This is a genomic window from Mesorhizobium sp. M0340 (genome assembly GCF_040321535.1).
In the GTDB taxonomy this organism is placed as follows: Bacteria; Pseudomonadota; Alphaproteobacteria; order Rhizobiales; family Rhizobiaceae; genus Mesorhizobium.
Genome location: NZ_JAMYRR010000005.1, coordinates 88,788 through 101,919, shown reverse-complemented (window position 1 = coordinate 101,919; position 13,132 = coordinate 88,788). Strand labels below are relative to the sequence as shown.

Sequence of the window (13,132 nt, the reverse complement as noted above, 5' to 3'; positions counted from 1 at the left end):
TGCACTGATGACGGCGGCGGTTGCTCAGTCTTTATCAGGCCCTGCGATAAATCCGCCGGCCGCAGCTGCTCCGCCCGACGACGGCCAGTGGGCGATGCCGGCAAAGAACTACGCCTCGACCCGCTACAGCGAACTTGCGGAGATCACCGAAGACAACGTCAAAAACCTGCAAGTGGCCTTCACCTTCTCGACCGGCGTCAACAAGGGTCAGGAGGCTGCGCCCCTGGTCGTCGGCAACGCGATGTACATCGTGACGCCGTTTCCCAACATCCTCTATGCGCTTGACCTTACCAAGCCCGGCGCGCCGATGAAGTGGAAATTCGAGCCCAACCCCGAGCCCGCCGCACAGGGCGTTGCCTGTTGCGACGTGGTCAACCGCGGTGCGGCCTTCTTCGACGGGCGCATCTATTTCAACACGCTCGACGGCCATACCATCGCCATCGATGCGGCCACCGGCAAACCGGTCTGGAACACCCATATCGGCAACATCAATATCGGCGAGACCATCACCATGGCGCCGCTGGTGGTGAAGGGGAAGGTACTGGTCGGCAATTCCGGCGGCGAAATGGGCGTACGCGGCTGGATCAAGGCGCTCGACGCCGGCGACGGGCACGTCGTCTGGACGGCCTACAATACCGGCCCGGACGCCGAGGTGCTGATCGGCCCCGATTTCAAGCCGCATTACGACATGGACAAGGGCAAGGATCTCGGGGTGACATCGTGGCCGCCCGACGCCTGGAAGATCGGCGGCGGCAATGTGTGGGGCTGGATCTCCTATGACCCGGACCTCAACCTGATCTTCCACGGCACCGGAAATCCCGGTCCGTGGAATCCGGATCTGCGGCCCGGCGACAACAAATGGACCGCCGGCATCTTTGCCCGCGATCCCGACACCGGCGCAGCCAAATGGTTTTACCAATGGACCCCGCACGATTTGCACGACTACGACGGCATCAACGAACAGGTGCTGCTCGACATGACCTGGCAGGGCAAGCCCCGCAAGGTGCTGGTCCGACCGGAACGCAACGGCTACGTCTATCTGTTGGACCGCACTACGGGCGAAGTACTGTCGGCAGTGCCGTTCGGGCCTGTCAATTCCAGCAAGGGCGTCGACCTGAAGACCGGCCGGCTGATTGTAAATCCGGACAAGAAGACCGGCACCGGCAAGGTCGTCCGCGACATCTGTCCCACCGCATCGGGCCTCAAGGACTGGCAACCTTCGGCGTTCTCGCCCAAGACCGGCCTGCTCTACATCCCGCATAATAACATGTGCATGGACGAAGAAGGCGTCGAGGTGAATTACATCGCCGGCACGCCCTATGTCGGCATGAACGTGCGCATGATTCCCGGGCCGGGCGGCAATCGCGGTGCATTTACTGCCTGGGATGTCGCCGCCGCCAAGCCGGCGTGGAGCCTGAAGGAGAACTTTCCGGTGTGGAGCGGCGCCGTCGCCACCGCCGGCAACGTCGTGTTCTATGGCACAATGGAAGGCTGGTTCAAGGCGGTCAGCGCCAGGACCGGCGAACTGCTTTGGCAGTTCAAGACGTCGTCCGGCATCATCGGCCAGCCGATCACCTATCGCGGCCCGGACGGGCACCAATATGTTGCGGTTCTTTCGGGCGTCGGCGGCTGGGCCGGTGCGATCGTATCCGGCGATCTCGACCCGCGCGACGCCACCGCCGCGCTCGGCTTCGTCAACGTCATGAAGGATCTGAAGGATGTAACCACGCCGGGAGGTACGCTGTATGTGTTCCGGCTGCCTTGAGACGATCGGCCGCGTTATGTGCTCACGGAAAGCGCGTTCGCGGCGGCTTGCCGCCGTGGTTGGCGCACTGGCGCTCTCGTTTGTCGCCGCCGTTGCCGATGCGCGCGAGTTGAGGATCTGCGCAGATCCCAACAACATGCCGTTCTCCAATGCCGCCCGGGAAGGCTTTGAAAACAAGATTGCCGAACTCGTCGGCCGGGAGCTGGGTGCGACTGTTTCCTACACGTGGTGGGCACAGCGGCGCGGCTTCGTCCGCAACACGCTGAAAGCCGGCCTGTGCGATCTGGTGCCGGGCACGCCCACCAATCTCGAGATGCTGCGCACCACCGCGCCCTACTACCGGTCTTCCTACGTCTTCGTGACGCGCAGAGATGCGCCGGAAATCGCATCTTTCAACGATCCTCTCCTGCGCGATCTGCACATCGGCGTCCAGCTGATCGGCGACGACGGCGCCAACTCGCCACCCGTCCAGGCGCTCGGCAGTCGCGGCATCGTCGGTCATCTCGTCGGTTTCCCCGTCTATGGCGACTATTCGGCGCCGAACCCGCCAGCGCGCATCATTGAGGCGGTCGCGAATGACGACATCGACATGGCCGTCGTCTGGGGGCCGTTGGCCGGCTACTTCGGTGCCAGGCAAAAAGTACCGTTGCGGATTACGCCGGTTGCACCGCGCATCGACGGTCCGCTGCTGCCGATGATCTACGACATCTCGATGGGCGTGCGCCACGACGACGATGCGCTGCGCAGCGAGGTAGACGCAGCGCTCGCCAAACACCGCGCCGAGATCGATGCAATCCTGGCGGCATATGACGTGCCTCGCCTCGACGTCGCCGGGGCGGCAGCGCGATGAACCGCGGCCTTCCATGCGTGCTGTCGGCGATGCTCGTTCTTGCCGGTTGCCAGCGTGAGGAACGCGACACGCGTCCACAGTCGGCGCTCGGCTCGGGCGACCAACCGGCAGCCGTCACAGCCCTCGAGCCGGGCGGCCAGCGGCCAGCCTCGTCCAACAACAAGGCCGGAGTGTTCGAGGCCAACGCCTTCCACCTCAGCGAGGGTAAGCGTCTGTTCAACTGGTTCAACTGTTCCGGCTGCCATGCCAATGGCGGTGGCGGCATGGGCCCGGCGCTCATGGACCAGAAGTGGCTCTATGGCAGCTCGATCGAAAGCATCCACGCCACGATCAGGGACGGTCGGCCAAACGGCATGCCGAGCTTCCGGGACAAGATCCCGGACGACCAGATCTGGGAGCTTGCCGCCTTCGTCCGCGCGTTGAGCGGCAACGCGCCGAAATCGGCTGCGCCGAGCCGCGACGACGACATGATGCCCCATCCGTCCGAAAATCGCCTGCCGGATGCCGCAACTCTGGGGAAGTCACCGTGAACCGCCTTGTCTGCAGCGTGTGCTGCGGCGCAGCCTGCATGCTGCTCCTTGCAGGATGCAGCGGCTGGCAATCCGCGCTTGACCCAAAAGGCCCGGCCGCGGGCGAGCTTGCATGGCTGATCTGGTTCTTCACAGCACTGTGCACGGTGGTCTGGCTTTTGGTGATGGCCGTGCTGATCCTGCCATTGGCCCGACGCCCCGCGCCGGTCGGCGATCCGCTTGTCCTCGACGCTGCCGCCGAGCGCGGCAAGATGCGAATTGTCGTCGCCGCACTCGCCGCTACCGCCCTGATCCTGGTCGGCCTGACGCTGCTGAGCTACTTCGCTAACCGGACGCTCGCCGCCATCGGCTCGGATGCGGCGCTGACGATCCGGGTGACCGGGCATCAATGGTGGTGGGAGGTGCGCTACGAAAACGATCAGCCGAACCGCATCCTGACGACCGCCAATGAAATCCACATCCCGGCGGGCGAGCCGGTGCGGCTTGTAGTAACCTCGACCGACGTCATCCATTCCTTCTGGGTGCCGAACCTCTCGGGCAAGCTGGACCTCATTCCAGGCCACGAGAACGTTCTCGATCTGAAGGCTGACAAGCCCGGCGTCTATCGCGGCCAGTGCGCCGAGTTCTGCGGCGCGCAGCACGCCAATATGAGCACCTTCATCATCGCCGAACCTCGGCCCGTCTTCGACGCGTGGCTGAACGATCAGCTGCGGCCGGCAGCTGCTCCCGTGTCGACCGAGGCCAAAACCGGCCACGACCTGTTCCTCAAACGGCCATGCGTGATGTGCCACAAGATCGGCGGCACCATCGCCGGCGGTACGGTCGCTCCCGACCTTACACATATCGCAAGTCGGCGGACGCTCGCTGCCGGAACGCTGGCGATGAGCCGCGGCAATCTCGCAGCCTGGATAGCCGATCCGCAAGGGATCAAGCCAGGTGCCCACATGCCCGTGGTGGGACTGAACGGGGACGAGCTGAATGCGATAGTAGCCTATCTCGAGGGCTTGAAATGAGCAGCGCCGACCTAGCCCATGGGCGAGACCTCGCCCAGCAACGCGCCGCAGCACAAAAGGGTGACCTGGCTCCCGAGCGCGACGGCCCTCGCGATACCGGCCTCGACGAGGCCAGCCTTGAGCGCTGGCTGGCGCGGACATGGCAGACCGTGCCGGGCATCATCGGTGCGCTCTCGAGCGTCGACCACAAAATTGTCGCGCGGCGGTACCTGATCACCGCTTTCGTCTTCCTGTGCCTCGGTGGCCTCAGCGCCGTTGCCATGCGCATCCAACTGTCGGGGCCGGAGCGCGGGCTGATCGGGCCGGACCGCTACAACCAGCTGTTCACCATGCATGGCGTGACCATGATGTTCCTGTTTGCAGTGCCAATCGTTCAGGCGACCGGCATCTATCTTGTGCCGCTGATGGTCGGCACCCGCAACATCGCCTTCCCGCGCCTCAATGCATTCAGCTTCTGGATTTATCTCTCCGGCGGCCTCTTCGCCTGGGTGTCGTTTGCACTCGACATGGCGCCCGACGTCGGCTGGTTTTCCTACGTGCCGCTGTCCGGTCCTGAATTCGGGCCAGGCAAGCGTTCCGACGTGTGGGCGCAGATGATCACCTATACCGAAGTGTCGTCGTTGGCGGTCGCGGTTGCCACCATCGTCACCGTGCTGAAGCAACGCGCGCCGGGCATGTCGCTGGACAAGATTCCGCTCTATGTCTGGGCGATGCTGGTCACCTCATTCGTCATCGTGTTCGCCATGCCGGCAGTCATGATCACGTCGACGTTTCTGATCCTCGACCGACTGGTCGGCACCCATATCTTCAATCCCGCCGAGGGTGGCGACGTACTGCTGTTCCAGCACCTGTTCTGGTTCTTCGGCCACCCCGAAGTCTACATCATTTTCCTGCCGGCCACCGGCATGGTGTCCTCGATCATCGCCGCTTTCGCCCGGCGTCCGGTATTCGGCTATCTGGGCATGGTTCTGTCGCTGATTTCGGTCGGCTTCCTGTCGTTCGGCCTGTGGGTTCACCACATGTTCGCAACCGGCCTACCCAAGCTCGGCGCGAGCTTCTTCACCGCCTCAAGCATGCTGATCGCCATCCCGAACGGGCTGCAGATCTTCTGCTGGCTGGCGACATTGTGGGACGGACGCCCGATAATCAGGACGCCGCTGCTGTTCGTGTTCGGCTTCTTCTTCACGTTCGTCGCGGGCGGCCTGACCGGCGTGATGCTGGCGTCGGTGCCATTGGACCTGCAAGTACACGACACCTATTTCGTTACCGCGCATTTCCACTACGTGCTGATCGGCGGGTCGGTGTTCCCGCTGCTCGGCGCGACCTATTTCTGGTTCCCCAAGATCACCGGCCGGATGATAAGCGAGCGTCTTGGACGCTGGCACTTCTGGCTTGCCTTCATAGGCTTCAATGCGGCGTTCTTTCCGATGCACATTGTCGGCCTGTGGGGCATGCCGCGCCGGGTCTACACCTATCCGGTGGAGCTCGGCTGGGGCAACATCAACCTGTTCATCACAGCCGGCGCGGTCGTCCTGTTCCTAAGCTTCGTTCTGTTCACCATAAACCTGGTGTACAGCGCCTCGAGGGGCGCCCCGGCCGGGGACAATCCCTGGAATGCGGGCACGCTTGAATGGGCGACAAGCTCCCCGCCGCCGAGCTATAATTTCGCTCGGATTCCGGTGGTTACCCACTCCGAGCCGCTCTGGGCCGAACGTGACACGCTGCCTGTCGCGACCGGGCTTCGCGTCGACGTGCGCGAACTTGTTATTTCGACCGTGGCAGAAGCGCATCCAGATGTGCGCGAGAAGTCCGCGACGCCGTCGATCTGGCCATTGTTCGCCGCGCTCGCCATCGGCGCCACCTTTCTCTATTCGATCTTCAGCCCGTGGGCGGTGGTCTGGGGAGGCGGGCCAATCGCCATCACTTTGATCGGTTGGTTCTGGCCGAAAGGCGATCCGGAGGATGAGGAATGAAACAGCGTCCTGCCGCCGATCTTTCCAAACTCCCGACCTTCGGGATCGGACCGCGCAGCCCGACCTGGTGGGGCACTCTCGCCTTCATGGCGCTGGAGGGCACCGGCTTCGCGCTCGCCGCAGGCGCCTATCTTTACCTCGCCTATCTGTCGCCCGAATGGCCATTGGGCGTGCCGCCGCCCAACCATTGGCCGGGCACCATCGTCACGCTGTTGCTGCTCGCCAGCGTGGTGCCCAACCACATACTGAACCGCTACGCCGAAGCCTGTGCCATGGTGCCCGTGCGCATCGGCCTGATCGTCATGTCGCTGCTCGGTATCGCACCGCTTGTCGTGCGGTGGTTCGAATTTCCGGCCCTCAACATCTATTGGGATACCAATGCGTACGGCTCAATGCTGTGGGTCCTGCTCGGCCTCCACACCACACACCTGATCACCGACGTCGGCGACACGCTGGTGCTGACGGTCCTGATGTTCACGCGCCATGGCTATAGCGGCCGGCGTTTCGGGGATGTTGGCGACAACGTCTTCTACTGGGATTTCGTGGTCGCGACCTGGATCCCGATCTATCTGTTGATCTATTGGATGCCGAGGCTTGACTGAGATGCGTGCGCTTCGCTTGGGCACATCATGGGGCGGGCTGTTGTCCGGGCCTTTGGCCTGGGCGGTGTCGACGCAGCTGAATTACGCGGTCGTGGAGTGGCAGTGCGCCCACGGCATTCCTGTCATACCGGTCGTTGCGCTGATGCTGACAGTGCTGGCCTTGCTCGGCGGGGCGCTGTCGTGGCGGGCGCGCCAGCAAGGTGGCGCCGCCTTTAAACCGGACCGTGCGCGCGGCACTGAAGATTTCGTCGCCAATATCGGCATTCTCAGCGCGTTGCTGTTTGCGCTGGTAATCGTCATGCAAGGCGCCGCCTCGCTCATTCTCGACGGCTGTCTGCGATGAGCTTCGACGCGCTTTTCTCGACCTCGATCTGCTACGGTGCCGGTGCCCCGCAGGCCGGCTGGACACTGGCGTTGCCGATCACGCTGCCGCTAGGCGTGGTCGCACTGCTTTACGCGGCAGGCGCCTTTCGGCTGTGGCGGCGGAGCGCCCGCAGCCGCCCGTTGCGGACGCGGCAAGCCCTGCTGTTCGCGACCGGCTGGGCCATTTTGGCGGCAGCACTGGTCAGTCCGCTCCATGCATTGGGTGAGCGCGTTTTCACCGCCCACATGATCGAGCACGAGCTGTTGATGGCGGTGGCGGCACCCCTGCTGGTCGCCTCCCGTCCGGCGGCGGCGATGATGTGGGCATTGCCGATCAAGCTGCGGCTGGCATTTGGCGCAGCCGGGCAGGCGAAGGTGCTTCGAACCGTTTGGGCCGCCATCAGCCGCCCCGTTGCCGCGACCTTCCTGCACGGCGTCGCGATATGGGCGTGGCACGTTCCGGCGCTGTTCGAGGCGGCGCTTGCGCAGGGTGTCCTGCATTATGCGCAACATGCCAGCTTCTTCGGTACAGGGCTGCTGTTCTGGTGGGTGCTGCTGCCGCGTTCAGGCCGCGAACAAGCCTATGGCAGCGCAGTCATGCACCTCTTCTTCACCTCGCTTCACACCGGCCTGCTCGGGGTGCTGCTGCTGGTCTCGCCAAGGCTGTGGTATCCGGCAAACGCAGCCGGTGCGAAATTGTGGAACCTTAGTTCGCTCGAGGACCAGCAGCTCGCCGGTCTGGTGATGTGGGTTCCGGCCGGCCTGATCTATGGCGGCGCGGTTTTGCTGCTGGCCGGCCTGTGGATCCGCTCAAGTGGACAGAGAAGATGGGAGACGTCGCATGCGCTCCAAGCTATCTAAGCTGGTCATTGGTGCCGGGACGGCAATTGCCGTGCTGGCCGCAGCTTGGGCGGCGCTGACGTTGTGGCCGGAGCGCCTCGTCAGGGTCGCGCACAAAACGGACAATGCCACCAGCAGCATCGGCGTGCGCGCCACATCGCGCTTCACTCCGTCCGGACCCATCCTCGGCGCCGCGGCAATTGTCGTGCTCGTTGCAGCCCTGGCCGGGATCGCGTTGTACTTCGAGCAAAGCCGTCGAGTGGAGCAGAAGGCCGACAATGCAACCGGCGGTGTTGGCGCCCGCGCCATACCTATCATGATGGCCAATGGCTGTGCTGGATGCCACACGATCACCGGCGTTCCCGGCGCGCAGGGAATGGTCGGTCCACGCCTCGACGCCAGCTTGGCCACGCGGGTCTATATCGGCGGCGTATTGTCCAACAACCCGCGAAACATGGTCCGTTGGATACGGGCCGCAAGGGAGATCAATCCGCACACGGCAATGCCTTCGACCAGAATTTCCGAGCAGGAGGCACGGGATATCGCCGCCTATCTCTATTCGATGAAATGACATCGTTGCTCGCCTAGTCGAGATCAAACCCTGCCGGCGGTCTACCGATGCCGGTTTGCCGGGACCGGCAATCGTCACCGCCTTCGGCTCGATGCCTTAGCTGCCGACGAACCTTTCGGAACCGGCCCGCATCGGCGAGGCTGCCCGCGATCACGTCGGACATCGCCGAGCGCCGCTATGCCCGATAATCTGCTGTGCGGATTGTTTCGCGGGCATCTCGGACATGAGCTTCTTTGGCGAATGGGCCGAGTGCAATCTCGACGTCGTCGTCCCAGTCGAATTGACGGGGTGGTTGTTTTTTCCGAATTGGACAGTGCTGCTGAGAATTGCGTGCCACGCCGTGGGCAGACACGCCTCATGGAGCCGAAGAACCGAACGGATTCAGAGCGAAGAATCGGAATGGACCGGAGCGCCTCGGCTAATGACTTGAGCGCCGCGATCACATTTGTCAGCGGAAGGTTGCGGGCTCCTAGCCGGCTTCGATGTTCCAACCCCGAGGCGATCGCGGTCGGAGTCGCCACGAACGACCGCAGCGCAATCACGTCGTTTCGGGAGACTCGTTCGATTTGGGAGCCTCGTCGGTCTCCGGCAAACGATCGCGAATGGCTTCCTCGGTTTTGCTTGCCGTCTTTTTCACGACTTTCTCGACGCGGTCGACCAACGTCTCGGCGTCGCCACTGGAACCCTGCCGGTCAGCCTCTTCCTTTACAGTCTCATATGCTTCGGCGGCGACCTGCTTGGCTTGCTCGACGCCTTCTTCAAAGACTTCCTCGGCACTGTCACGAAGCTTGTCGCGGTATGGACCGAGTTGCGCGTCTTCCGCGGCTGTGTGAGGCAGCATCACGCCGATGGCGGTGCCCACGGCAAGGCCCACCGCGGCCATTGCCAGAGGTTCGCGCTGGAACAGGTCCTGCGCCGACTGCCGTACCCGCCCCGATATATCGGTGGCCGCCGAGCCGAACTGCCCGACCGTGCTTCCTAATCTTTCTTTGGCGCCGCTCGCAACGTCTGCCACAGCCTCAGTCGCACCGCCTGCCACGGACGCAACCGAACGGGCGGCATCGGAGAGCATGGAGCCGGCGGAACCTTCGCCCTCGGCACCGTACTCATCGCCGCGTGAGTCCTGCCAGGCCCCGCCCAAGCCCCTCTGGTCAGAGAAGTTTCGGGTGCCGTCAGGTTCCCTGCCGGTCGAATAGGCACCAAGTGCTGAACTGTCTACCGACGTGCCCTTGCCTAGCATCAGCCAGGCCAGGCCCGCGCCGACCAATGTAAGCGGCAACGGATTGTCCCTGACCTGAGTCTTAAGATTGCTGAGCATGGCGGATCCCTCGCCGCTGAACATCCCGGTGAATTCGTCGATCAGCTGACCTGGTGTCATCTTGCTCCGGATCGAGTCTGCCGTGTCCGTTATCTTGGCACGGGCAATGTCGGCATCGCGTTCGAGTTCGGCTGCGGATTTGTCGGTCATCTTATCTGGTCCTTGATCACGCGTGCGTCGCGTTTAAGTTGGTCTTGTGTCCGGTCGGGGGTCAACTCTGAGGGAGCCATGCTTGCCTTGCCGGAGCGCAGGAGTATGACGCCCAGTACTGCCACCACGACGCCGACGAGCAGCGAGGACCATCCGGCTCCCAGGCCGGCGCTCGCCAAGGCAATCACCAGCGCCTGCAAAAGCACCATCAGGGCGGCAAGCAGGCAAATGACGCCTCCCGTTACCTCCACGGCGCCGGCGCCGGCCTTGCTTAACTTTTCTGACATTTCAGCCCGCAACAGCCTGCTTTCGGTTTGAAGCAGTGTTGTGACCTGCTGTGCCAGATCGCTGACAAGGGTTGTCAGGCTGCGAGTGTCCTGGTTGTCAGTCATGGGTTTCGCTCCAGGCTTGCATTGGCCCAGTCATCGCCGGACTGATCGGATCCTAACGGGGCTGGTTCAACTGGCTCTGCCGATCGCCATCCCGACTCATTCGAGCTAGGACCCGTCTCGGGCGCCCGGCCTTTTCCCGACTGGCCCGGTGCTCCGGTTTGGGCAGAGGGTGGCGAGCTCTTGATGAACCGCCCCAAAGCCAGGCCTGCCAATACCGAGCCGGCGATCAGCGCCCCCGAGTTTTCGCGGCCGAACGACTGAATTTCGCCAAGCACCTCGTCGAAGGGTTTATCCTTCAGGGACGAGGAAAGCCGCTCGAGCCCGCCTGCGGCGTCAAGGGCGAATTTCGAAGCGGTCCGTTGATCATTGTTGGCAAGATGCTCGCTTGCCGCGCGCAAAGCGCCGCTGAAGGCCTTGAGACTGGCGCTCATGTCGCGCTGCGTTCCCTCCGCCTTGTTGAACAATGCTTGCTTTGCTTCCGATGCGTAATCTCCGGCTTTCCTGGTGATCTCGTCACGCGCATCGTGGAGCGCTTCCGTCGCGGTCTGCTTTTCCCGTTGTAGTCTTTCCGAAAGCTCGCTTCTGGCTGTCTCGAAATCGGCCGTCTGACGGCCTTGATCGTCTTTGTCCTGCATGGTGTCTCCTAGTGGAATCCGAGGAAGGAGAGGATCGCAAGCACGACGACGACAAGACCGATGAGATAAATAACACTGTTCATGGCGCAATCTCCTCCACTGCGCACCGAACTTGCATGTGCTTCCCGTGTTCCCCTCAGGCGTCATCTTTTTGTAAGCGAAGCCTAACCAGCCTCAAGACGGGATCTTGTCCTGTGCCGATGGGCGTGAGCGCGCGGTTGGAAATGATACGAGACCGTACTCCGGTGCGACTTACAGGTCGAGACGCACGTCCGCTCCGGCAGATATTCGCGGTGCAGGGGCCGGAATTTTCCGCAGTGCTTTGACTGGGCATTATCGCAGTGGGACCTGCCTGCGACCTACCACTCGATCGCTGGCCGCGCGATCATCAGCCAGAAAATCCCGAGCACGGCAGCGAAGGCGGGGAAGCCGAAGGCGAACCACAACCAGAACAGCCGATGGTAGCGCGGCGGCAACGGCGCGCCTGCAGCGGCGGCTTGCGATGCCAGCTTGCGCATCTCCATTTGCATCCAGACGACCGGGAGCCAGAACATTCCGGTGAAGATATAGAGCGCGACCGAAAGTACGATCCAGCCCTCCGACAGCGAGTAGCCTGCCTGCCAGGCGAGCGCGGCTCCAGTCAAAGGTTGCGCGACCACGGCCGTCGCTGTGAAAACGAAGTCGGCGACGACGACGATACGGGCCACCGCCGCAACCGTCGCGGCATTGCCGGTCCTGTGGGCGAGCAGCATGAAGAAAGCGATGCCGGCGCCGGTGCCAAGCAGCGCAGATGCGCCGATGACATGCAGAAATTTCAGCAGGAAATAGAGCATCAGCGCTCCTCCAGCACTGCCAAGGCCACAAAGTGCAGCACCAGGATCGGCAGCACTTTGAGGAACGGCCCAAGCGGGTCGTTCCACAGATCGGGGCTCAGGAAGCTTCCGACGACCAGATAGAAAAGCGAGAGCGCGATGCCGCCATAGAGGCCTTTTCGCGCCGCCGGCCGCCAGGCTATGAGCACGCCGATGGCGATGTCGGCAAGAGCGCCGGCGATCACGATCGGTGCCGATAAGATGCCGGCCCCCGTGCCTTGCATCAGATCGACGCCGCTGCCGTAGCCGGTTGTCAGCGACACAATTCCCGTCATGATCCAGAAGACGGGCAGGACGACGAAGATCGCCGGCTTGATGAAATACAGCCGGGCAAACCATTTCTCCTGCACCGTTGCCGGATTGAGCGCGAGGAAGCCCGCCAGGGTTTGCGGGCGTATGCCGGTCGCGGCGGTCCAGTCCGAGGGATCTCCAACCGCTCCTCGGGCGATCTCCCTGGCCGCGTTGGTGCGCATCGGTGGACGCCAGCCGAACATCGCGGCAAGGTCGCCTAGGCCGTAGAGAAGCCTTGCAACAGGCGCCGGCAAGACAAACCTGGCTGCCGGAGCCCAACCGAGCCATCGGCGATAACTGCCGACGACCTCGTCCATGCTCAGTTGTTCGGGACCGACAAGTTCCAGCACGACGCGAGACGGACTGGCGGGATCGAGAAGAAAAACGACCGTTGAGACCACATCGTCGAGTAGTACCACCTGGAGCCGGCCGGTGCCGGGCATGGACGGCAGCACTGGCAGCGAAGCGAGACCCCGAAACAATGCGCTGGCCCCAAACACCGGCCGGCCGAGCACCACGGACGGGCGCAGGACCACCCAATCCAGATCAAGCGTCATAAGCGCCTGGTCCCCGGCCAGTTTCGTCGCCGAGAACGCCGAAGGCTGCGCCCGATCGACGCCGATCGCCGAAAAGTGGATCACCCGGGCAACCCCTGCCCGCGCACAGGCGCGAAAGAGTGCGACCGCCGCATCGCGATGGACTTCGCGCGTCTTTTCACGGGGGCTGTCCTGGAGAACGCCGGCACAATTCACGACGGCGTCGACACCCCTGAGATGCGGTAGCCAGTCTTCGGGCTGCAGCGCCACCGCCATGTCCAGCACCAGCAATTGGTAATTGCCGGCCCGGTTTGCACCGGGGCTGCGGACCAATCCGATTACCTCATGCCCTTCGGAAAGAAGGCGTGCCACGACGGAGGCACCGATCAGGCCGGTGGCGCCGGTAACCAGGACTTTCACTGAACCCCATT

14 protein-coding genes are annotated in these 13,132 nt (G+C 63.2%); 9 read left to right on the top strand and 5 right to left on the bottom strand.

Annotated elements, in window-relative coordinates; all coding sequences use genetic code 11:
• Positions 1 to 7 precede the first annotated feature (7 nt).
• Genes NKI79_RS09315 through NKI79_RS09275 form a run of 9 tightly spaced genes read left to right on the top strand, consistent with a single transcriptional unit; the run spans position 8 to position 8,507 of the window.
• Complete coding sequence (locus NKI79_RS09315) at positions 8 to 1,765, top strand: methanol/ethanol family PQQ-dependent dehydrogenase (RefSeq protein WP_352801448.1); 1,758 nt, start codon at positions 8 to 10, stop codon at positions 1,763 to 1,765.
• Positions 1,746 to 2,615, top strand: coding sequence for a substrate-binding domain-containing protein (locus tag NKI79_RS09310; protein ID WP_352801246.1), 870 nt, complete (start codon positions 1,746 to 1,748; stop codon positions 2,613 to 2,615). Before NKI79_RS09315 ends, NKI79_RS09310 begins: the two co-directional genes overlap by 20 nt.
• Positions 2,612 to 3,145: a c-type cytochrome gene (locus NKI79_RS09305; RefSeq protein WP_352476448.1), complete on the top strand. Its 534-nt coding sequence runs from the start codon at positions 2,612 to 2,614 to the stop codon at positions 3,143 to 3,145. The genes NKI79_RS09310 and NKI79_RS09305 overlap by 4 nt, the downstream gene beginning before the upstream one ends.
• 38 nt (positions 3,146 to 3,183) lie before the next feature.
• Positions 3,184 to 4,158: a cytochrome c oxidase subunit II gene (gene coxB / locus NKI79_RS09300; RefSeq protein ID WP_352801244.1), complete on the top strand. Its 975-nt coding sequence runs from the start codon at positions 3,184 to 3,186 to the stop codon at positions 4,156 to 4,158.
• Positions 4,155 to 6,131, top strand: coding sequence for a cytochrome c oxidase subunit I (ctaD, locus tag NKI79_RS09295; RefSeq protein WP_352801242.1), 1,977 nt, complete (start codon positions 4,155 to 4,157; stop codon positions 6,129 to 6,131). The genes coxB and ctaD overlap by 4 nt, the downstream gene beginning before the upstream one ends.
• A complete protein-coding gene (locus tag NKI79_RS09290; RefSeq protein ID WP_352801240.1) occupies positions 6,128 to 6,733 on the top strand; it encodes a cytochrome c oxidase subunit 3 in 606 nt (201 codons plus the stop codon). The genes ctaD and NKI79_RS09290 overlap by 4 nt, the downstream gene beginning before the upstream one ends.
• A gap of 1 nt (position 6,734) precedes the next feature.
• The gene (locus tag NKI79_RS09285) at positions 6,735 to 7,076 is read left to right on the top strand and encodes a hypothetical protein (protein WP_352612694.1); all 342 of its coding nucleotides are present in this window, start codon (positions 6,735 to 6,737) and stop codon (positions 7,074 to 7,076) included.
• Complete coding sequence (locus tag NKI79_RS09280) at positions 7,073 to 7,957, top strand: cytochrome c oxidase assembly protein (RefSeq protein WP_352801238.1); 885 nt, start codon at positions 7,073 to 7,075, stop codon at positions 7,955 to 7,957. Before NKI79_RS09285 ends, NKI79_RS09280 begins: the two co-directional genes overlap by 4 nt.
• The gene (locus tag NKI79_RS09275; RefSeq protein ID WP_352801236.1) at positions 7,938 to 8,507 is read left to right on the top strand and encodes a c-type cytochrome; all 570 of its coding nucleotides are present in this window, start codon (positions 7,938 to 7,940) and stop codon (positions 8,505 to 8,507) included. The genes NKI79_RS09280 and NKI79_RS09275 overlap by 20 nt, the downstream gene beginning before the upstream one ends.
• A gap of 538 nt (positions 8,508 to 9,045) precedes the next feature.
• Here the strand turns inward: NKI79_RS09275 and NKI79_RS09270 are convergent.
• From NKI79_RS09270 to NKI79_RS09250, 5 genes are all read right to left on the bottom strand, one after another.
• Positions 9,046 to 9,975 carry a hypothetical protein gene (locus NKI79_RS09270; RefSeq protein WP_352753316.1) on the bottom strand — a complete coding sequence of 310 codons (930 nt, stop codon included), beginning with the start codon at positions 9,973 to 9,975 and terminating at the stop codon, positions 9,046 to 9,048.
• Positions 9,972 to 10,367 (bottom strand): phage holin family protein, encoded by a 396-nt coding sequence (locus tag NKI79_RS09265; RefSeq protein ID WP_352801234.1) that lies wholly within the window; start codon positions 10,365 to 10,367, stop codon positions 9,972 to 9,974. The genes NKI79_RS09270 and NKI79_RS09265 overlap by 4 nt, the downstream gene beginning before the upstream one ends.
• Positions 10,364 to 11,092: a WXG100 family type VII secretion target gene (locus tag NKI79_RS09260; RefSeq protein ID WP_352801232.1), complete on the bottom strand. Its 729-nt coding sequence runs from the start codon at positions 11,090 to 11,092 to the stop codon at positions 10,364 to 10,366. Before NKI79_RS09260 ends, NKI79_RS09265 begins: the two co-directional genes overlap by 4 nt.
• A 269-nt stretch (positions 11,093 to 11,361) precedes the next feature.
• The gene (locus NKI79_RS09255) at positions 11,362 to 11,835 is read right to left on the bottom strand and encodes a DUF2269 family protein (RefSeq protein ID WP_352801230.1); all 474 of its coding nucleotides are present in this window, start codon (positions 11,833 to 11,835) and stop codon (positions 11,362 to 11,364) included.
• Entirely contained in the window at positions 11,835 to 13,121 is a 1,287-nt protein-coding gene (locus tag NKI79_RS09250) for an SDR family oxidoreductase (RefSeq protein ID WP_352801228.1), read from the bottom strand. Before NKI79_RS09250 ends, NKI79_RS09255 begins: the two co-directional genes overlap by 1 nt.
• Between the last annotated feature and the right edge of the window lie 11 nt (positions 13,122 to 13,132).